Annotated in this window: 21 protein-coding genes and 2 pseudogenes; 9 read left to right on the forward strand and 14 right to left on the reverse strand. The window is 70.5% G+C overall.

All coding sequences use genetic code 11. The features are described from left to right. Positions 1 to 11: 11 nt before the first annotated feature. The gene (locus GLX30_RS18875) at positions 12 to 551 is read left to right on the forward strand and encodes a GNAT family N-acetyltransferase (RefSeq protein ID WP_159690247.1); all 540 of its coding nucleotides are present in this window, start codon (positions 12 to 14) and stop codon (positions 549 to 551) included. Positions 552 to 565: 14 nt separating this feature from the next. Here the strand turns inward: GLX30_RS18875 and GLX30_RS18880 are convergent, their stop codons facing one another. From GLX30_RS18880 to GLX30_RS34380, 7 genes and pseudogenes are all read right to left on the reverse strand, one after another. After that, positions 566 to 2059, reverse strand: coding sequence for a type VI secretion protein (locus tag GLX30_RS18880; protein WP_159690250.1), 1494 nt, complete (start codon positions 2057 to 2059; stop codon positions 566 to 568). Between the two features lies 1 nt (position 2060). After that, complete coding sequence (locus GLX30_RS18885) at positions 2061 to 3473, reverse strand: ATP-binding protein (RefSeq protein ID WP_159690253.1); 1413 nt, start codon at positions 3471 to 3473, stop codon at positions 2061 to 2063. A gap of 18 nt (positions 3474 to 3491) precedes the next feature. Next, a complete protein-coding gene (locus tag GLX30_RS18890; protein ID WP_159690256.1) occupies positions 3492 to 5048 on the reverse strand; it encodes an SCO6880 family protein in 1557 nt (518 codons plus the stop codon). After that, positions 5045 to 6333 (reverse strand): annotated as a pseudogene (locus GLX30_RS35325) (hypothetical protein). Before GLX30_RS35325 ends, GLX30_RS18890 begins: the two are co-directional and overlap by 4 nt. Further along, positions 6323 to 7180, reverse strand: coding sequence for a hypothetical protein (locus GLX30_RS18900; RefSeq protein WP_159690262.1), 858 nt, complete (start codon positions 7178 to 7180; stop codon positions 6323 to 6325). Before GLX30_RS18900 ends, GLX30_RS35325 begins: the two are co-directional and overlap by 11 nt. 130 nt (positions 7181 to 7310) lie before the next feature. After that, positions 7311 to 7619: a hypothetical protein gene (locus tag GLX30_RS18905; protein ID WP_005315450.1), complete on the reverse strand. Its 309-nt coding sequence runs from the start codon at positions 7617 to 7619 to the stop codon at positions 7311 to 7313. 343 nt (positions 7620 to 7962) lie between these two features. Then, positions 7963 to 8133, reverse strand: coding sequence for a hypothetical protein (locus GLX30_RS34380; protein WP_167306841.1), 171 nt, complete (start codon positions 8131 to 8133; stop codon positions 7963 to 7965). A gap of 223 nt (positions 8134 to 8356) precedes the next feature. Between GLX30_RS34380 and GLX30_RS18910 the strand changes: the two genes are divergently transcribed. Continuing rightward, the gene (locus GLX30_RS18910; protein WP_159690265.1) at positions 8357 to 9145 is read left to right on the forward strand and encodes an SAM-dependent methyltransferase; all 789 of its coding nucleotides are present in this window, start codon (positions 8357 to 8359) and stop codon (positions 9143 to 9145) included. A 191-nt stretch (positions 9146 to 9336) separates the two neighbouring features. Here the strand turns inward: GLX30_RS18910 and GLX30_RS36215 are convergent. The 4 genes and pseudogenes from GLX30_RS36215 to GLX30_RS18925 all read right to left on the reverse strand — a co-directional run. Further along, positions 9337 to 9663, reverse strand: a pseudogene (locus tag GLX30_RS36215) (PDDEXK nuclease domain-containing protein); the annotation flags it as partial. Then, entirely contained in the window at positions 9597 to 10070 is a 474-nt protein-coding gene (locus tag GLX30_RS35335) for a DUF1016 N-terminal domain-containing protein (protein ID WP_244258211.1), read from the reverse strand. The pseudogene GLX30_RS36215 and the gene GLX30_RS35335, both read right to left, overlap by 67 nt. Continuing rightward, positions 10067 to 10408 carry a DUF397 domain-containing protein gene (locus GLX30_RS18920; RefSeq protein ID WP_159690268.1) on the reverse strand — a complete coding sequence of 114 codons (342 nt, stop codon included), beginning with the start codon at positions 10406 to 10408 and terminating at the stop codon, positions 10067 to 10069. Before GLX30_RS18920 ends, GLX30_RS35335 begins: the two co-directional genes overlap by 4 nt. A gap of 11 nt (positions 10409 to 10419) precedes the next feature. After that, entirely contained in the window at positions 10420 to 11271 is an 852-nt protein-coding gene (locus GLX30_RS18925) for a helix-turn-helix transcriptional regulator (protein ID WP_159690271.1), read from the reverse strand. Between the two features lie 203 nt (positions 11272 to 11474). On the opposite strand from GLX30_RS18925, the gene GLX30_RS18930 reads away from it, so the two are divergent. From GLX30_RS18930 to GLX30_RS18950, 5 genes are all read left to right on the forward strand, one after another. Beyond that, positions 11475 to 11888, forward strand: coding sequence for an ATP-binding protein (locus tag GLX30_RS18930; RefSeq protein ID WP_159690274.1), 414 nt, complete (start codon positions 11475 to 11477; stop codon positions 11886 to 11888). Between the two features lie 224 nt (positions 11889 to 12112). Next, positions 12113 to 13132, forward strand: a complete 1020-nt coding sequence (locus tag GLX30_RS18935; RefSeq protein ID WP_208545586.1) for a bifunctional lytic transglycosylase/C40 family peptidase — start codon at positions 12113 to 12115, stop codon at positions 13130 to 13132. A gap of 249 nt (positions 13133 to 13381) precedes the next feature. Next, positions 13382 to 14098, forward strand: a complete 717-nt coding sequence (locus GLX30_RS18940; protein ID WP_159690277.1) for a phosphatase PAP2 family protein — start codon at positions 13382 to 13384, stop codon at positions 14096 to 14098. 132 nt (positions 14099 to 14230) lie between these two features. Beyond that, positions 14231 to 15127 carry an RNA polymerase sigma-70 factor gene (locus GLX30_RS18945; RefSeq protein WP_159690280.1) on the forward strand — a complete coding sequence of 299 codons (897 nt, stop codon included), beginning with the start codon at positions 14231 to 14233 and terminating at the stop codon, positions 15125 to 15127. 116 nt (positions 15128 to 15243) lie between these two features. Next, the gene (locus tag GLX30_RS18950) at positions 15244 to 15990 is read left to right on the forward strand and encodes an NAD(P)H-binding protein (RefSeq protein WP_159690283.1); all 747 of its coding nucleotides are present in this window, start codon (positions 15244 to 15246) and stop codon (positions 15988 to 15990) included. A 114-nt stretch (positions 15991 to 16104) separates the two neighbouring features. Here the strand turns inward: GLX30_RS18950 and GLX30_RS18955 are convergent, their stop codons facing one another. Continuing rightward, complete coding sequence (locus GLX30_RS18955) at positions 16105 to 17673, reverse strand: FAD-binding oxidoreductase (RefSeq protein ID WP_159690288.1); 1569 nt, start codon at positions 17671 to 17673, stop codon at positions 16105 to 16107. A gap of 61 nt (positions 17674 to 17734) precedes the next feature. Further along, positions 17735 to 17908, reverse strand: a complete 174-nt coding sequence (locus tag GLX30_RS34385; RefSeq protein ID WP_167306842.1) for a hypothetical protein — start codon at positions 17906 to 17908, stop codon at positions 17735 to 17737. Between the two features lie 159 nt (positions 17909 to 18067). Between GLX30_RS34385 and GLX30_RS18960 the strand changes: the two genes are divergently transcribed. Further along, positions 18068 to 18907 carry a hypothetical protein gene (locus GLX30_RS18960; RefSeq protein WP_159690293.1) on the forward strand — a complete coding sequence of 280 codons (840 nt, stop codon included), beginning with the start codon at positions 18068 to 18070 and terminating at the stop codon, positions 18905 to 18907. Between the two features lie 149 nt (positions 18908 to 19056). Continuing rightward, positions 19057 to 19227 carry a hypothetical protein gene (locus GLX30_RS34390; RefSeq protein ID WP_167306773.1) on the forward strand — a complete coding sequence of 57 codons (171 nt, stop codon included), beginning with the start codon at positions 19057 to 19059 and terminating at the stop codon, positions 19225 to 19227. Positions 19228 to 19331: 104 nt separating this feature from the next. Here GLX30_RS34390 and GLX30_RS18965 read toward each other — a convergent pair whose 3' ends face one another. Further along, positions 19332 to 19676: a metal-sensitive transcriptional regulator gene (locus GLX30_RS18965; protein WP_159690296.1), complete on the reverse strand. Its 345-nt coding sequence runs from the start codon at positions 19674 to 19676 to the stop codon at positions 19332 to 19334. Positions 19677 to 19683: the final 7 nt, after the last annotated feature.

Genomic DNA, 19683 nt, shown 5'->3' on the forward strand with positions numbered 1-19683 from the left:
AGTATCGGGTGATGGAACACGTCATCCGGCGCGTGCGCGCCGAGGAGTGGGCGCAGGCCCGCGACCTGCGGCTGGCCGCCCTTCAGGACCCCCTTGCCCCGATAGCCTTCTACGAGTCGTACGAGCAGGCCCTCGGCCAGCCCGACTCCTTCTGGCAGGAGCGCACTTCGTCGGCCGCCGCCGGGGTGGACGTCGTCCAGTTCGTGGCCGAGGCACCGGACGGCCGGTGGGACGGCACGGTGTCCGTGCTGGTCGAGTCCAAGGGCAACGCGCGTATCGGCAAGCCGGCTCCGGTCGACCAGACCCATGTCGTGGGGGTGTTCGTACGGACGGAGGCGCGCGGCAGCGGGCTGGCGGCGGAGTTGTTCCGTGCGGCGCTGGACTGGTCGTGGGCGCTGGACTCGCCGCGGGTGGACCGGGTACGGCTGCTGTTCCACGAGGACAACGAGCGGGCCGCGGCCCTGTACCGCAAGGTCGGGTTCGTGCCGAGCGACGACTCCGCGCCCGTGCCGGAGGACCCGCCGGCCCGCGAGTACGAGATCCGGCGATAGCTGAGGGCGGACGCTCAGTGCGCGGGGAGCGCGTCCTGCCAGCGGGCGCGGGCCTGTTCGGGGGAGCGGAGCAGGGCGAGTGTCGGCAGGCCCAGATCCTGTCCCATGGCCAGCAGCTCGGGGAGGCGCGGGAGCGGGGCGACGGCCGCGACGTCGTCGAGCACGAGCGTCATTGGTGGGTCGAGCCGACCGTCGGATGACCGTGCGGCCATGCGGCGGCCGTGCTCGACCACGTCTGCGGCGAGTGCCGTCAACAGGGGCATCGCGCCAGGATGGGTGCGAGGATCCTCGATCGGTTCACCCACCACATAGAGCGTGCCCGCTTCGTTCACGAATGATTCCAGGGCGAGCGAATCCGTTCGATTCGGTGTGCACGCCTCACGGATGTGGACGGAGGACAGCGCGGACAGAGCACGGACGGCCAACTGCCGGGCCACTTCGCGCCGTTCCGGGTGGGCGGTGAGCGCCGATTCGAGGAGCCCGGCGAGCCCCGCCGTGGCCTTGGGGTGGGTGCGGAGGATGCGTACCGGCTCGTGGACGCCTGTGCCCTGGGCCCAGCGGTGGACCTGGCGGAACGGGCGGCCGTCGACGGCGGCGGCGTGGAGCCAGCAGCGCAGGAGCGTCTCCGCCGTGTCCGCCATGGTGGCGTCGATGAGCGCCCGGGGGCGTACCGGCGCCAGCACGGCGGACGCGCGGGCCGCCGCCGTCCTGTCGTCCTCGCAGTGGGCCGTGGGGGACCAGTGAAGCCGGGCGGGGGTGTCGCACAGGTGCCCGGGGTCGTAGACCAGTACGGGTCCGAGCTTGGCCCGTGCGTCCTTGGTGTCGGCCCATACCGTGGGGTCGGAGGTGACGACGAGCGCGGGGCCCTCGGCGTCGAGGAGGCCCTGGACGGCGGCGGGGCGGCGTACGGTGCGGTCGCCGTACAGCACGCGGGGTGTACGGGTGCGCGGGGCCGGGACGGTGGGGAGCGGGGTCGCCACGGCCGCTTCCACGGGCGTGTCCGCGGCGGGAGCGGCAGCGGGCACGGGTGCGGCTTCCGAAGCGACCTGTGCGTGTACGGGGGCCTCGTGGCGCGGGCGCTGTTCTCGCGGGGGCTGCTGCTCCCGCAGCCGGCCGCGCTCCTCGTGTGCCGCCGCCCGGACGGCGCGCCAGCGGGCCACCGTGCCCAGCGTGAACACCGTGAGCACGATCAGCACCATCAACTGGCCGATGAGCAGGCCCCAGAACAGTCCGTAGCCCGAGAGCTGCGCCGGAGGGGTGGCGGGCCAGGCACCGGCCAGGTCGTGCGGGGCGGCCGCCAGTTCCCGTACGGCCACGGGCGTGTTGCCGAAGGTGACACCGGTCGGCCAGGCGCCGTGGGCGAACAGGCCGGCGAGTCCCGTGGCCGACCAGACGAGCAGCGTCAGGCCGAGGAGGAAGGCCAGCAGCCCGACCAGCAGGCCGTCGGGGATGCCCCCTTGGCGTTCCCCGGACCGGCCGCCACCCTGTCCCTGACGCCCCTCGTACATCTCACGCCACCGTCGACTCTGACGACTCGTCCAACTGTTGCTGTTCGATGAGCTGCGCGCGCTGCTCCGCCTCCCACTCCGCGGCCTGGACATGCTCCGGCACGGAAGGCACCGAGGACTCCGTCATGGCCCGGTCGGTGAAGACGAGCGGCCTCTCGGCCTCTGTCACGAGGTGTTTGACGACCTGGACGTTGCCGTTGACGTCCCACACGGCGATGCCCGGCGTCAGTGTCGGGATGATCTCGACGGCCCACCGCGGCAGGCCGAGCACCCGCCCGGTGGCCCGTGCCTCGTCGGCCTTCTGGGCGTAGATCGTCCGGGTGGACGCCATCTTGAGGATCGCGGCGGCCTCCTTGGCCGCGGCCCCGTCCACGACGTCGCTCAGATGGTGGACCACCGCGACGAACGACAGACCGAGCCGGCGTCCGAACTTCAGTAGCCGCTGGAAGAGCTGCGCGACGAAAGGGCTGTTGATGATGTGCCACGCCTCCTCCACCAGGAAGATGCGCTTCTTGCGGTCGGGCCGGATCCAGGTGTGCTCCAGCCACACACCGACGATAGCCATCAGGATGGGCATGGCGATGGAGTTGCGGTCGATGTGCGACAGGTCGAAGACGATCAACGGCGCGTCGAGGTCGATGCCGACGGTGGTCGGCCCGTCGAACATGCCGCGCAGGTCGCCGTCGACGAGCCGGTCCAGGACCAGCGCCACGTCGAGGCCCCAGGCGCGTACGTCGTCTATGTCGACGTTCATCGCCTCGGCGGACTCCGGCTTCGGGTGCCGCAGCTGCTCCACGATGTCGGTGAGGACCGGCTGCCGGTCGGTGATGCTGGCGTTGACGTACGCGTGGGCGACCTTGAGAGCGAAGCCGGCCCGCTCGTCGAGGCCGTGCCCCATCGCGACCTCGATGATGGTGCGCAGCAGCGCCAGCTGGCCGGTCGTGGTGATCGACGGGTCGAGCGGATTGAGGCGGATGCCGCCGTCGAGCGCCGTCATCGGGTCGAGCCGGATGGGGGTTATCCCCAGCTCCTGCGCGATGAGGTTCCACTCGCCGACGCCGTCCTCGCCCTGCGCGTCGAGCACGACGACCTGCCGGTCGCGGAAGCGCAGCTGCCGCAGGACGTACGTCTTCTCGAGCGCCGACTTGCCGTTGCCGGACTCGCCCAGCACCAGCCAGTGCGGGGCGGGCAGCTGCTGCCCGTACAGCTGGAACGGGTCGTAGATGTAGCCCTTGCCGCTGTAGACCTCGCGGCCGATGATCACACCCGAGTCGCCGAGGCCGGGCGCGGCGGTGGGCAGGTAGACGGCCTGTGCCTGGCCCGTCGACGTACGGACGGGCAGACGGGTGGTCTCCACCTTCCCGAAGAGGAAGGAGGTGAAGGCATCCGTGAGGACGGACAGCGGATCTCGCATGGCGGACTGCCCTCTCGGTCAGCGTCGGATGCCGGTCGCGAACGGCAGGGTGTTCACAAAGGCCCTGTGATGCTCGCGGTCGCACCACTCCAGCTTGAGGTACGACTTGCCGGCGGAGGCCCGGATCGTGCGCTTGTCCCTGGCCAGGGCTTCGGGCGAACGCGACGACACAGTGATGTACCCGACGAGGTTGACCCCCGCCGCACCGCTCGCGAGATCTTCACCCCGCTGGTCGAGCCGGCCGTGCGCGGCGATGTCGCGCGGGTCGACGGTCCGGTTCATCTTGGCGGCGCGGCTGGCGTCCGCCTCGTCGTTGGTCTTCTCGGTGAGCATCCGCTCGATGGCGACCTCGGTGGGCTCCAGGTCCATGGTGACCGCGACCGTACGGATCACGTCGGGAGTGTGGACGAGCAGCGGGGCAAGGAAGTTGACTCCGACAGGGGTCATCGGCCATTCCTTCACCCACGCGGTGGAGTGGCACCACGGGGCGCGGGTCGACGACTCGCGGGTCTTCGCCTGGAGGTAGGTGGGTTCGACGGCGTCCAGTTCGGCCGGCCAGGCGTTCCGTTTCGTCATCGCCTGGATGTGGTCGATGGGGTGGTCCGGGTCGTACATGGAGTGCACGAGCGACGCGAGGCGGGACTGGCCCAAAGGCTGCCGTACGCGGATGTCGGCCTCGGCGAGCCGGGCGCAGATGTCGGTGAGTTCACGCGCCATGACGACGGCCAGGCCGGCGTCCTTGTCGAGCCGCTTGGCACCGGAGGCGTGGCGGACGGCGCGGGCCATGGCGTGTGCCTCCGCGGCCAGGTCGCGGGAGTAGTGCATGCACGCCACCAGATAGGCGCGGTGCTGCTCACTGGACGTCGACACCATCGACTGGAGCTGCTCGTACGACTGCTGGAGCCAGCCGGGGGCTGCCGCGTTGCCGCGCTGGGCGACGTCCTTTGCGTGCGCGTCCGGGTCGGCCGGGAGCGTACGGGCGAGCATCTGAAGCCGGGTCACGAAGCCGTCGCCGTTGGCGACATGCTTCAGCAGCGTGCCGAAACGGTCGACGAGGGCCTCCTGGTCCTCGCTGTCCCGCAGCCCGACACCCGGGCCCTCGATCTCGATCGCGGCCGTGACCGTGCGGTGGTCGGCGTGCAGCAGCACGGCGATCTCGTCGGGGCCGAACGGTGCGGCCAGCCAGTTGATCCGCCCGATGCCGGGCGGCGGGCCCACCTCGACCTCGCGTCCGTCGAGCCGGGTGCCGGCCTCGACGGCACCGGACCGGTAGAGGGTGCCGCCGCTGCGCAGGGAGCGCTTGTAGGTTCGGTTGATTTCGAACCATTTGTAGAAGGTGCGCTGCTTGTAGGGCACGTAGACGGCGGCGAGCGCCAGCATCGGGAAGCCCATCAGCAGGACGATGCGCAGGGACAGGACCGGGACCAGCAGCCCGCTCATCATGCCGAGGAACGCGCCGGCGATGATCAGCGCGATCTCGCCGGTCTCGCGGTTCTTGCCGATGACCGCGTTCGGCCGGGCACGGCCGATGAGGTACGTGCGGCGTGGCGTGATCGGTTGGGACTGGGTCGTCAACGCCGGCCACCTCCTGTGCTGTTGCGATTGCTGTGCGGGGTACCGCCGGTCGGGCTGTTACGGGGCGCGGGCGCGGCACCGCCGGCCGGGGGAGTACGGCTGCCGTGGGCCGCCATGCCGCCGGAGGCGGGGTTGGCGGGGCGGGGGTGCTGCTGCCGCTGTCGCCACCGGTGTTCTGGTTGCCCCGGGAACTGTGGGTCTTGATGCCCTGGGAGACGAGGGCGGCCGGGGAGCTGATGACGGCAGCCGCCTTGCCCTCGGCGCCGTTCTGGATGCGGTTGTTGCGGGAGGCGGCGATCTCGTCGCCGAAACCGGGCACGAAGCGGTAGATCATCGCGGAGGCGAAGATGGCCAGCAGGATGATCGCCAGCCCGGACACGACGGCGGAGAACGAGTCCGGCCCGTCGTCGGCGGAGAGCGCGCCGGCGAGGCCCAGCACGATCACGATCACCGGCTTCACCAGGATGATCGCGATCATGATCCCGGCCCAGCGGCGGACGTGGCCCCACATGTTCTTGTCGACGAGGCCCGCGTAGACGACGACGCCGAGGAGCGCGCCGACGTAGAGCAGCACGGCCCGGATGAACAGCTCCAGGTAGAGCACCCCGGCGGCGAGGATCGTGACGAGCGAGACGACGATCAGCATGATCGGCCCGCCGCCGATGTCGTCGCCCTTCGCGAGGGCCTTGGAGAAGTTCCCGAAGAACATCTCCGTCTGTCCGGACGTACTGCCGGAGATGACCTCGGTGACGCCGTCGGTGACCGAGACGAGTGTGTAGAGGATCAGCGGCGTGAACGCGGATGCGAGGACCGTCAGCCACAGGAACCCGATCGCCTCGGAGACGGCCGTCATGAACGGCACACCCCGGACGGCCCGCTTGGCGACGGCCAGCAGCCACAGGAGCAGCGTGAGGATCGTGGCGGCGGCGAAGACGATGGCGTAGTGGGCGAGGAAGGTCAGGTTCGTGAAGTCGACGGTGGCCGTCGACTCGACGGCCTGCGACAGCTTCCCGATCGTCCACGACGCGGCGTCGGCGCAGCCGCGGGCGAGCGACGACAGCGGATCGAGCGCGGCGGTGGGGTCGTCGACGGACGACCGACCGGGGGTGGCGGGGGCTTCGCCGTCCTCGCAGTAGTCACGGGCGGGGCCGCGGATGAGGTCGCAGGGGTCGTTGCTCGGTGCCGGGGTCGGGTCGGCGAACGCGCGCGTCGCGAGCACCACGGCACCTGACTGCACGGCGGCGAACGCAGAGGCGAACGAGAGGACACGGCGCTTAGCGGGCATACGTGAACCCTCCGAACTGCTGCACGGCGTCCGCCATCTCCTGCGCACCCGAAGCCGTTTGATCCCGGCCGACTGGCACGGGACCGTCCTTCTGTGTGAAGTCGGCGACCTTCCAGTCACCGTCGACCCATCTCAAGTCGAAGGTGTTCGTGTACCAGCTCTCGGTGACCGGGTTCTGCGAGCCTTCGCCCGCGAGCCCGAAGAGGGCCGAATACCAGACCGAGACGCTCGCCCGGGTGGGGGTGAAACTCTCCACCTTGGTTCCAACCGGGTTGAAGCGGGTGATGAAGGTCATTCCGGCGGGCGCCGTGCCGTCCGGCTCCAGGCCGATACCGGTAAGGAACTCTTTGCTGGAGTAGACACTGTCGAGATCACCGCGCCGCGCTTCCGCGACGTCCCGCGCGTACACCGTGTTCACGATCTCGTCGCGACGAGCCTTGGCGAACATGCCGTCGGACCCGAGCGCCACCGCGTAATTCGCCGCCGCGCTCTGCGCCCCCTGCTCGTCCTGTGCGTACCCCGTCGGGATGCCGCCCGCGTTGCCCTTCACCGGGCGGACGCCCGACGGGGCCGTCGACCGGGCCTTGGGGGCGTTGTCGCCGGCCTCCGGCGGGGTGTCCGCGCCGCCGCCCTGGTTGGCGAAGGCGATCGCCGCGATCAGCAGCACCACCACACCGACCACCGTGATGAGCGACCGGGAGCTGCTGCGCCCTGTGCGCCGTGCGCCGCCGTAGATGTCCGTGTCGGTGCTGCCCGGGAGGCGGGTACGGGTCTGGCCCGAGCCGCCGAAGCCGTCGCTCGTACGGCCCGGCTCGCCGCCGTAGCCGTGATCGTCGCCGAGGCTCATCTGGCCCAGGCCCCCTCAACCAGTGGTGGACGAACTGCTTGCCGCGTCGGCGCGGTGTGGTGACTCGACATCAGGGAGACGCAACCTCGAACGGTGGGCCCGGGCGTGCCCGGAGAGGACTGACGGGGTGCTAGACAGCCATCCCGTAGACGATGGTGAACAAGGTCCCCAGTGACCCGATGATGAAGACGCCGGTCAGACCGGCGACGATCAGGCCCTTTCCCTGTTCGGCGCTGAACGTGTCGCGCAGTGCCGTCGCGCCGATGCGTTGTTTGGCCGCTCCCCAGATCGCGATGCCGAGGCAGAGCAGGATGGCAATGGCCATCACGACCTCGATCATCACTCGAGCCTCGTTGCCCAGGCTCCCGAACGGCCCCCAGTTCGGGGCGATTCCGCCGATGATGGTGGTGATATCGCCCTTTTCGGCTGCCAGGATCATGTAACTCACCGCCCCAGTTGGGTTGTTGGCCGCCTACGCCGCTCGGCACAGGCTCAGGGTTCTATCTTCGCTGATGAAACCGCCCGCGTAAGCCGACTTGGAGGGTCTCTTTACCCGATCTCCGCACGTATGACCGAGCCGGCCCCCCTGACCTGCGGTGGCGCGGTTCGGATCGGTACGAGTGGATGCATGGTTACTCTGTGTATCACGGAGGGTGACTTCGAGCAATGACTGTCGTTGTTCCACCTTTGGGGTGGTTCGTGCCAGGGACGACGACGGCGGCGCGGATCCCTGTCGGGATCCGCGCCGCCGTGGTGCTCGCCGGGCCTCGGCCCGGTCCGGTTCAGCGGATGGCCACCATGTAGCCGAGCACTCCCAGGGCGATGGCGAGTAGTGCGATGAAGGTCACCGTCGCCACCGTGCCGCCGGCGTCACTGCTTCGGCGTTCTGCTCTTCCCCCGTTGCGGGCGTCCTGTGTGGCGGGTGTGTCCGTCACGCTCGCAGCGTTCTTCACGTGTTGCTCCTGTGGTGCTGTGTTACCGGTCCCCGCCGTGGTCGCCGGAGGGGGTCTGACCTCAGCCTTCTGGGCTGTGTCACACAGAGTAGCCGCAACTGGTCCAGACCAGCTTCGCGGGGTCCGGGGTGCCCTCGCGGCGGCGTCCGTGCCGGTCTCTACCCAACCCTGTTGCTCACAGCCCGAGTTGCCTACGCTTCACCGGGTGACCGAAAACGCGCCCATGGCTGCTCGCATAGACACCACGCGCCCTCACACGGCGCGGATCTGGAACTACTGGACCGGCGGCAAGGACAATTATCCGGTCGACAGGGAGGTCGGCGACCAGATCCGGACACTGCATCCGGGCATCGGGGACTACGCCCTGGCCGACCGCAAGTTCCTCGGTCGCGCCGTGCGGCATCTCGCCGGAAAGGCCGGAATCCGTCAGTTCCTGGACATCGGGACGGGTCTGCCGAGCGCCGACAACACCCACCAGGTGGCGCAGAGCGTCGCCCCCCACGCGCGCATCGTCTACGTGGACAACGACCCGCTCGTCCTCGTGCACGCCCGCGCCCTGCTGACCGGCACCGCGGAAGGCAGCACCGACTATCTCGACGCCGACCTGCGGGACATCGACACGATCCTGGAGCAGGCGGCCAAGACGCTCGACTTCTCGGAACCCGTCGCGCTGATGCTGCTCGGCGTGGTGATCTTCATCGAGGACGACGAGGAGTCGTACGGGGTGGTGCGCCGGCTCATGGACGCGCTGCCGTCCGGGAGCCACCTCGCGCTGTCGCACACGATCACCAGCACGTCGATGCCGGACGTGGACGCGGCGGTCGCCTTCTGGAACGAACACGGCACCCCGCGTCTCACCCAGCGCACGCCGGAGCAGGTGGAGCGCTACTTCGACGGCCTGGAGCTGCTGGCTCCCGGCGTGGTCTCCTGCAACCGCTGGCGCCCGGACCCCGCCGAACCGCTCACCCCGGAAGAGGTCGCGATGTACGGGGGCGTGGGGCGCAAGCCGTAGCCGGGCCGGGCCGGGACGGGCATCCGCCCCGGCCCGGCCGGCTGCCGGCGCGCGGTGGTCACCGCCCGGCCGCCGCATCGTCGTCCAGGACTTCCTGGGCGACGCGGGCCAGGGTCTCTTCCGTCGGCATGACAGAGCAGGTCGATCCGGAACTCCTCGCCCCCCACCACCACGGAGTACTGCCGGCCCACGAAGGCGAAGTCGACTCCGAGCTCGGTGAGGAACCGGACGATGTTGGCGACGAGCGCGTCCTCCAGCTCTCGTTCGCTGTGTTGCTCGTCGAGCCCGAGAAAGTCGAGACGGTACGGATCCTTGGCGATCTCTCGCACGGCTGCCGCGTCGTCGGAGAGCGTGGTCCCGAAGTTCGTGTCGGCCGCGCCCTGCCGGAGATGGAGCTGCTGGATGATGTGGCGTTCCAGCGTGTCACGTGACCAGGTCTGCTGGACGGCCCTCAGGGCGTAGAAGTCCAGCTCGGAGCGGGTCTCAGTTTGGTGACCAGGAGGATGACGTGGCCCCACGGCAATTGCGCAACGGGCTGTTGCACAATTGGCTCCGGCCAGGCGCGGGCCATCTGCTGCATGTACATCAGGTTGCGGTGGGAGAAGCCCCGCTGGTTCGGGTACGCGGTTCTCAGGTCCGTGGCGAGGCGTGCGACGACCTTGCTGCCCCAGCCCTCCGCCTGCTGTCGGCGCACGATGTGGCGGCCGATCTCCCAGTACATCTGGACCAGTTCGGTGTTGACGGCGCGTTGCGCGCGGACGCGAGCGCGGGAGACCGTCTCCTTGACCTCGCCGAGCAGGTCTCCGTACCAGGACGGAGGGGCTCGCCCTGTGCGGGGACGACGGCCTTGCTGGTGTTGCTGTTGTTCGACACGGAGTGGAGCTTGGTCCGCAGGTCGCGGCAGCCGCGGGCTTTTTGTGATCATGTCTGCCGAACGAGTGAACGCACGCCCTGGCCGAAGTGGTCGAACTCGCCGGCCCGTACGCCGAGCACGAAGGCGTCCCACTTCTCAGCGGTGGTCGTGACGACCGCGCCGATACGGACGAGGCCGTCGGCGGTGCGCGTGACGGCTATGTCCGGGCTCGGTGTGCCGTCCTTGAGCGAGCAAATCAGGGACGCGAAGGCGTAGGGGGTGGTGTGGAGTATGTGTCCGTCCGGGTCACTGCTTTCGGTGAGTCTGACGCCGGTGGTGTCCGCAGTAACGTTCACGCAGGCGTCACCCTCGCCGCAGTAGGAAGACTTCTGCCAAGCGGATTCGAGCACGGCCGGTCCCTTCACAGTTCCTGGGCAATCTTGTGGATGAAGTCTCGGGAGGCCTCAGGCGTGAGAGCGACGGCCTCCATCCGATCGAGCAGAGTCCGGTAGCGGGCGAGCTGCGCCTCTGCGTCGAGCAGGACAGGTCCGTGCGACTGGTCGAGGTGGACGGTGTCCAGCTGAGGAACGGGGCCGAAGCCGTAGGCCAACGACTGACCCGAGCCGGGAAACGCGCCCTTGGCGAAAGGAATCACGCGCAACGTGATGTGGGGCCGCTCGCTCATGTCGAGCAGGTGATCGAGCTGCCTGTGTGCGACCGACGGTCCGCCGAACTGCATCCGTAGTGCGGCCTCGTGCACCACAGACCCGTACGGGATCGGGCCCGACCGGTAGATGACGTCCTGGCGCTTGATGCGGTGCGACACCCGGTGCTCGATCTCTGGGGGCGTCAGCTCGGGCACCACTTGGCGGAAGACCTCCCGGGCGTGGTCGGCGATCTGGAGGAGGCCAGGGATGTGCGAGGTGTATGCCGTGCGCAGCTCTGTCGCGTGGTGCTCGAACTCGGCAAGGTCCAGAAGACCGGTGGGAAGGATGTCCCTGTACTGCTCCCACCACCCCCGGCTTCTTTCGGTGGCCATGGTCACCAGAGCATCGACGAACGCCTGGTCCGAGCATGAGTAGGCGCGCGCCATGGCACGGACCCGGTCAGCGCTGACGCCGAACCTGGCCGTCTCGACGTTGCTCAACTGCCCTGAGCTGGTGCCGAGTTCCTTGGCCGCCTCGGTGGCTGTCATTCCGGCTCGCTCGCGCAGTCGCCGCAGCTCGGTGGCGAGGCGGACGCGCCGCGCTGTCGGGGCCGGCCTCGCAGCCATGTGACTCCTTCGGTGTCAGGGGCGATTGTCACCCACACGAGGGGTTCAAGCATGGAACCCCTCGAATCGATGCAAAGTTTCTTTGCGTAGCCCTAGCCTCTGTCTTAGGCCACCCGCCTGGAAGCACCCCGCTCGACGGAGCGACCTGGTCACCAGGCACGCGTCACCCTCACGTCAAGCAGCCCTCCGTCGAGGAGACTTCCATGCTCACCGTATCCCCGCCCTGGACCTACTCCCTCCAACTCCCGCAAGACCCCCGCGCTCCCCGCATCGCCCGTCACATCCTTGGTGCGGTGCTTCGCGCCCACCACCTCGCCAACCTCTCCGAGACCGCCGAACTGCTCGCCTCCGAGCTCGTCACCAACGCGTTCCGGCACACCGACGGCGCGTACGGCCTCCGGCTCCGCTCGCCCGAGCAGGGCCGACTACGGCTCGGGGTGTGGGACACGCATCCCGACATTCCGCCGCCGTTCGCGGGGCTGCCGCGCCGCCCCGCACCCGAGGCGACCGGTGGCAGGGGCCTGTGCCTCGTCGCTGTGTGCGCGGACGCGTGGGGCGCGACGGTGCTGCCGCAGGGCGGGAAGCTGCTCTGGGTCGAGCTGGGTGGTGCGCGTTGACCAGGCGTGGCCTGCTCACGCGCCTGCTGCCGTGGAGCCCACGCGATGTGGCGCGCATGATCGCGCGGACGACGACGGCGGTCGAGGCCACGGCGCCTGCCGAGGGCGGGCGGACGGTGCGCCAACGGGCGAAGCGGTGCGCCGGGTGAGCGCCTCCACGGGGGGCGGGTGGACGCCTAGACTGACGGCGAAGCGGACTACCGGGCGCTGAGGGGTGTTTGACGGTGCGTAAGGCGTGGCTGGTCGCGGGGCTCTCGATCGGGTTCTGCCTGTGCTTCGTCGCGCTGCTCGTCGTCGGCACGTACTCGGCGGCCTCCGGGCTCCTCGGTGGCTCCAAGAACGGGGCGGTGGGGCTGGCGAAGGGGGCCGTGCCGGCGAAGTACCAGCCGCTGGTGCAGAAGTGGGGGAACCTCTGCCCGGCCATCAACCCCGCGCTGCTCGCCGCCCAGCTCTACCAGGAGAGCGGCTGGAACCCGAAGGCGCAGAGCCACGCCGCCGCCCAGGGCATCGCGCAGTTCATCCCGGGCACCTGGGCGTCGCACGGGATCGACGGGGACAAGGACGGTGACCGCGATGTGTGGGACCCGGCGGACGCGATCCCGTCGGCGGCCTCGTACGACTGCGAACTGGCCGGATATGTTCGCAAGGCGCCGGGTGATCCGACCGACAACATGCTCGCCGCGTACAACGCGGGCGCCTACGCGGTGATCAAGTACGGCGGTGTGCCTCCGTACCGTGAGACGCAGAACTACGTGAAGGTCATCCGGACGCTCGAACAGAGCTTCGCCAAGCCCGTCGGCCGCGTCGAGCCGTCGAGGCAGGCGGCCGGGGCCATCTACTTCGCGCAGCAGAAACTGGGCACCAAATACCTGTGGGGCGGCAACGGAACGCCGGAGCAGGGCGGTCGTTTCGACTGCTCGGGACTGACGCAGGCGGCTTACCGCACGGTGGGGATCGAACTGCCGCGCGTGGCGAACGACCAGTACAACGCCGGGCCGCACCCCTCGCGGGACGAGTTGCTGCCGGGCGATCTGGTCTTCTTCTCGGACGACCTGACCAACTCGAGGGCTATCCGGCACGTGGGGCTGTACGTCGGTGGCGGGTACATGATCAACGCCCCCTACACGGGTGCGGTGATCCGGTTCGACAAGATCGACACCCCGGACTACTTCGGTGCGACACGCGTCACCGAGGACGGCGCGCGCGCCCTGCCGACGGACCTGCCCCAGGCGCCCGAGGCATGAGCGGAAGGCGTCCGAGTGGCTGGAACACGACGGTGGCGTCAGGGCTCTGAGCTGCGACGACGTGTCACTCTTCGATAACGTCATGGTGATCGTTCGGTGGAGAGTGGAACGCGACCGCCGATCACGTCGTTCCCTGGGCAGGGAAGGCCGCACTGACCATGCAGCAGACACCGCACTGACCACGGGGGTTGATTCAGGACGGCGCACAGGCAGGTGCGCCGGCAGGCACAAGGCAAGGGGCCGCAGCAGATGGCTGGACTCGCAGCAGACGGTGTGAACCCGGATGTCGGCCTGCTCTACGACATCAACGGCCTCGCCAAGGACGCGCCCACCTGGCTCGACCGCACCATGGAGTTCGTCGGCGAGTACGGGATCATGCTCGCCCTCGTGACGGTCGTGCTCTGGTGCTGGTGGAGCGTGCGCCGGCGCGGCAGCGCGGAGGACTCGGTCTCGGCGGTCGCCGGACTGATCTGGGCGCCGCTCGCCGCCGGGATCGCGCTGCTCGTCAACATCCCCATCCGGGGCTTCGTGGAACGGCCGCGGCCGTTCCTCTCCCACGAGGGCCTCGAGGTCCTCGTCGCCGGCAAGACCGACTACTCGTTCGTGAGCGACCACGCCACGATGGCGATGGCGATCGCCGCCGGGCTGTTCGTGGCGAACCGCAGGTTCGGTACCGCCGCACTGGGGCTCGCGTTCGCCGAGGGCTTCTGCCGTGTCTACATGGGCGTGCACTACCCGACCGATGTCATCGGCGGATTCGCCCTCGGTACGGCGGTGGCACTGCTGCTCGCCCCGCCGGCGCTCGCGCTGCTCACGCCGCTGGTGTCGGCGATCGCGGGCTCGCGCCACTTCGGGTGGCTCGTGCGGTCCAAGGGGGCCTCGGCCGGCGGTTCGCTGCGGCCCGAGTCGCTGGGCATCCCGGAGACGAAGGCCGAGGGCAAGGGCGAGAACGGCCTCGCGGCCTGAGCCTCGAGCCTCTCGTCCGCCGGGCCGGAGGCCGCGGAGCCGGATGACCGCGCGGTGGTGTGTGCGGGCCGTGGTCCACCCTGGGCCGACGCCGGTTGCCGGACGCTTCCGTGCCTCTGGCAGGCTGGGCGGGTGACGTCAGGGACCGCCGAGGAGTTCACCGTTCACCGCTCCAGGATGTTCGGCCTGGCCTACCGGTTGCTCGGCTCGGCCGAGGAGGCGGAGGACGCGGTGCAGGACGCGTATCTGCGCTGGAGCGGCGCCGATCGTGCGGCGATCCGGCACCCGGCGGCCTGGCTCGCCAGGGTCGTCACCAACCTCTGCCTCAACCGGCTCACCTCGGCCCGTGTGCAGCGCGAACAGTACGTCGGGCCGTGGCTGCCGGAACCGGTGTTCACACAGGACGGGTCGCTCGGCCCCATGGAGTCCGCCGAGCAGCGCGACACCGTGTCGACGGCGCTGCTGGTGCTGCTGGAGCGGCTCACGCCGGCGGAGCGCGCGGTCTACGTGCTGCGCGAAGCGTTCGGCTACCGCCATCAGGACATCGCCGGGGTGCTCGACCTGAGCGAGGCCAACTGCCGCCAGCTGTACCGCAGGGCGGTCCAGCGGGTGGCCCTGCCCGAGGCCCGCTTCGTGCCGCCGGCCGAGCGGCAGCACGAGCTTGTCGAGTCGTTCGTCCTGGCGGCACGCGAGGGCGATCTGGCAGGGCTGGAGAAGCTGCTCGCCGAGGACGTCACCTGGTGGAGCGACGGCGGGGGCAAGGTCACCGCGGCGCGGCGCCCGCTCGTCGGCCGCGAGACGGTGGCGCACTTCCTGATGGGCCTGCGGCGGACCGGGGGCGACCTGGACCTCACGGTCGCCGAGGTCAACGGGATGCCGGCCCTGGTGGCGCACGCGGCGGAGCAGCTCGTCGCCGTCACCTCGTGCGAGCTGCGCGACGGCGTCATCGCCCGGGTGCGGGTGGTCGCGAACCCGGACAAACTCGTTTTCGCGGGCCGGCAGTTCGCCGCCATGGCCCCGGGTGCGTGAACCGCTGGTGCATGCGGTCCCGAAGGACTGTCACATCCTCGGGTGCTCGTCGGTTCTCAGCGGATGACGGGCGCTCCACCAGGGAGCGCACGCCCACCGAAGGGATGAGAACTGCGATGACGACGATCCTGGTGACCGGCGGCACCGGAACGCTCGGCCGGCTCGTCACCGAGCGGCTGCGCGCCGACGCGTCCGAGGTGCGGGTGCTGAGCCGGCACTCCCGGCCCTACGCCGTGGACCTGCGCGAGGGCACGGGGCTGGCCGCGGCCGTGGCGGGAGTGGACACCGTCGTGCACTGCGCGAGCTCGCCGCGCGGCGGCGACGAGCAGGCGGCACGCCATGTGATCGAGGCGGCCCGCCGGGCCGGGGTGCGGCATCTGGTGTACATCTCGATCGTCGGAGTCGACCGGGTGCCGCTCGGCTACTACCGGACCAAGCTCGCCGTCGAGAAGCTGATCGAGGAGTCTGGGCTCGGCTGGACCGTGCTGCGCACGACACAGTTCCACGACCTGGTGCTGCAGCTCCTGCAGGGCTTGGCGAAGCCGCCGGTCATGCTGCTCCCGGCAGGGGTCGCCGACCAGCCGATCGAAGTGGCGGAGGTCGCCGCCCGGCTGGCCGAGCTCGCGGCCGGGGCGCCCGCAGGTCGGGTGCCGGACCTGGGCGGCCCCGAGGTCCGTCCGTTTCCGGAGCTGGCCCGGGCCTATCTGCGCGCGAGCGGCCGGCGCCGTCCGCTGCTGAACGTGCGCCTGGCCGGCAAGGCCTACCAAGGGTTCCGGGCGGGCGGGCATCTGACGCCCGAGCGGGCCGTGGGGAAGGTCACGTTCGAGGAGTTCCTTGCGGGGCGTCTTCCCGTATGCGGCTGACGCCCGGGCGGGGGCGCGTACCGGGAGGCGTGGAACCGTGCCCCCACGAGTCCGGGCGCCTTCCGCTTCGGGCCGCGGGGCGGTCCGGTGGGACCGGACGCCCGCGGGTCCGGGCTAGAGCGCCTGCGGGTAGTCGAACAGGCGGTCCGGGTCGTACTGCTTCTTCAGCCGGGTCAGCCGGTCGAGGGCGGGGCCGTAGTAGGCCCGGCGCCAGTCGGACAGGGTCGGATCGGCGTAGTTCTGGTACGCCGCTCCCGACGCGTAGCGCCGCATCGACGCATGAGTGTCCCGCAACCAGGACTGCTGCGCGGTGCCGCCGGTGCCGGGCCGCCAGGCGGCGATGTACTGCGCCAGCATCCGTGAACGGCGGTGCACGAACGACGTCGCCAGTGGATCCACCCGGTTCACCGCGCCGCCGAGCGCGGTGAGGGCGATCGAACCGCCGCCGCCCGCGGCGGCCGGGAGACGGGTGAAGGCCTCCGCCGCGGCGATCAACGCGCGCAGACCGCCGGCCGCGATGTCACGGTCGTAGAAGTCGGAGGCCGAGGCGTACGTCTCACGGGCCAGCGCGCCCCGCCGGTCGCGGCCCGGAGTGCTGCCGGGCAGCCGGCACTGTTCCTCGCTGAGGGAGAGGCAGTTCGCGTAGCCGAGCATGGCGTCCCGGTAGCCGCGGGGGCGCAGGGCGACGGAGGAGGGGGCGGAGCCGGCGGCGCCCGCGAGCCGGTCGACCGCGTTCTGCAGATCGCTCTCCGCGCCGAGCGTGAAGGCCACGACGGACAGCGTGGGCCGGGAGCCGCCGGGGCCGGCGGAGAGATGGAGCGAGGACCAGATCTCGTCCGGCTGGTCGGGGCCCCAGCGCTGCCAGGCGGCGAGCACCGGTTCCGCCTTCTGCCACGGCCAGTTGAGATACGCGGTGACGGTGTCAGGGGTGGGGCTGGTGCGGAAACGCAGCCGTGTCACCACACCGAAGTTGCCGTTCCCGGCGCCGCGCAGCGCCCAGAAGAGGTCCTTGTTCTCGTCGGCGTTCACGGTCAGCGCTCTGCCGTCTGCGGTGACGACCGTCGCCTCGGTGAGGCTGTCGCAGGTCAGCCCGTAGGCCCGGGAGGTGACTCCGTGGCCGCCGCCGAGTGCGAGGCCGGAGACGCCGACCGTGGGGCAGGAACCCGCGGGGACGGTACGGCCGTGCCGGGCCAGGGTGTTGTAGACGTCGACCAGTTTGGCACCGGCGCCCATCGAGCCGTCGGCCTCGATCCGGTCGAGCAGCGACACGTCGATGACCAGGCGTCCGTCGCCCGAGGACCAGCCGCCGTAGGAATGGCCGCCGTTGCGGATGGACACCGGCGTGCCGTGTGCCCGCGCGTAGGCGAGGCACTCCTTCACGTCCTCTTCGCCCGTCACGTAGGCGACGGCCGCCGGCTTCAGCGAGTCGAAGCGCGTGTTGTACAGCTGCCGGGCGCTCGCGTATTCCGCGTCCCCGGGCCGGATCAGCTGCCCGTCGAGGCCGCGGGCGAGCGCGGCCCAGTCCGCGGCGGCGGTCCTGGTGGGTGACGGCGCGGAGGGCCCTGACGGGGTGGGTGCGGAGGCGGTGGTGCCCGGCGCGGTGCCGTCCCCCTTCTCCGTGCAGCCCGTAGCGGCGGCCGCGGTGAGGGCGACAGCGGTGGTCAGCAGCGCACGCCGGTCCATGGAACCTCCTGGGGAACGAGACGGCTCCCGGCGCCGGCAGGTTCCCGGCCCGACGGCCCGGTCAGGACGTGGGGGTCAGGACGTGGGACCGGGCGTCGGTACGGGCCCGGTCACGGGACCGCCTGGCCGGTCCGGACCAGCCGCAGGTGCAGCGGGCCACGGCGAAGGAGCCGCGCTCGACTGTGGTGGTCGCATGCGTCGCCGGGTCGCCGGCCGAGGGGTCCTGCTGGGGCACGGGTCAACGGTACTGCGGCCCGGGGGCCGCAAAGCCCCGGGACCGGCGTGACGACGTGCCGGGGCGGTCGTTATGCGAGTGGGTCGTTCCCCGGCCCCTCGGGCGGAGGGCAAGGGGGGCCCGTCCAAGCGGCGGTCCGGTGTTGGGGGTTGGCAGGCAATGGTGGTGCAGCACAAGCGCAGGGGCGGAGCGGTCGCCGTCCTGGCAGCCATGGCCGTGGCGGCGGCCGGGGGGTGCTCCGGCCCAGGCGCTGCCGCGGAGGAGGGCAACGGACCGGCCCCGGGCAGGTCCGGCGGCGCGGCGGACGAGGTGCGCGGAGCCGCTGACGCGCTGACAGGGGCCGGGAGCTCCAAGGCGCGTACGTCGATGGAGATGGCGTCGGGCGGCACCCGGGTCACCATCCGGGGCGAGGGTGGATACGACTTCGCCCGGGGCGTGGGCAGGCTGAAGGTCGTACTGCCGCCGGACGCCGCCGGCGAGGACGAGCACAAACCCATCACCGAACTGCTGACGTCCGGCGCCCTGTACATGAAGAACCGGGGCGCGGGCGTGCCCCCGGACAAGTGGGTCAGGGTGGACACGACCACCCTGGACGACGGGAATCTGGTCACGGGCGGAGCGACCGACCCGCTCACCGCCGCCGAACTGCTTCGCGGCGCGGACCGGGTGACCTTTGTCGGCGATGTGGAGATCGCCGGCCAGAAGGTACGGCACTTCAAGGGCGTCACCGACATCGGACGGGCGGCGCGGGTCGCGGAACCTCATGCGAGAGCGTCACTGGCCGCAGCGGCGAAAGGGTTCGCCAGGGACGTGGTGCCGTTCGATGCCTACCTCGACGAGGCGGGCAGGCTCCGGAAGGTGCGGCACCGCTTCGCGTTCGTCAATGAGGGCCGTACGGTCGACGTCACGTCGACCACGGTCCTCTTCGACTTCGGGGCGCAGGTCGTCGTCCAGCTTCCGGACGAGAAGGACATCTACTCCGGAAGGGTCAAGGCCTGAGCGCGCCGGACGGACCCGTCCGCGCGGGGGAGGCCAGGGGTGTCTGGGCCGGGAGAGTCAGAACCTAAATGGTCCGGACGTGCCATGCGCAGCGCGTGCACCGCTCCCTACGCTAGGAAACCGACATCGGCCGGAAGAGGTGATTGCACGTGGCCCCGCCCAGTACGACCACCGTCCAGGACGACCACGTGGCCCTCGCCGAGATCGAGCTGTGCGGCGAGCTGATGATCGCCGCGTCGGCGGCCGCGGAAGAGCGACTCAGCGCGGACCGTATCGACGAGGTCCTGATGGTGGCGGCCGAGCGGGCCGCCTGCCGGTGAGGGAGCGGGGCGGTCCTGCCGTGACCGGCCCAGGCGCGGGGGGCCGTCCCGGCCGGTGCCGCACCCGGCGAAGACCGTAAAGATCAAGCCATGCAGCCGCCCGGTCAGGTACGCAGCAGACGGGCGATGGCCTTCGTCGCTTCCTCCACCTTGGCGTCCACCTCGGTGCCGCCCTTCACCGCCGCGTCCGCGACACAGTGCCGCAGGTGCTCCTCGAGGAGCTGAAGCGCGAAGGACTGCAGGGCCTTGGTCGAGGCCGAGACCTGGGTGAGTATGTCGATGCAGTACACGTCCTCGTCGACCATCCGCTGCAGCCCGCGGATCTGGCCCTCGATACGGCGCAGCCGCTTGAGGTGTTCGTCCTTCTGCTTGTGGTACCCGTGCACGCCGCGTTCGTGGTCGGTCTCTTGCTCCGTGACCGGAAGGCCGGCCGCCTCGGTGGTCGTCATCGTGTCC

The organism is Streptomyces sp. Tu 2975 (assembly GCF_009832925.1).
In the GTDB taxonomy this organism is placed as follows: domain Bacteria; phylum Actinomycetota; class Actinomycetes; order Streptomycetales; family Streptomycetaceae; genus Streptomyces.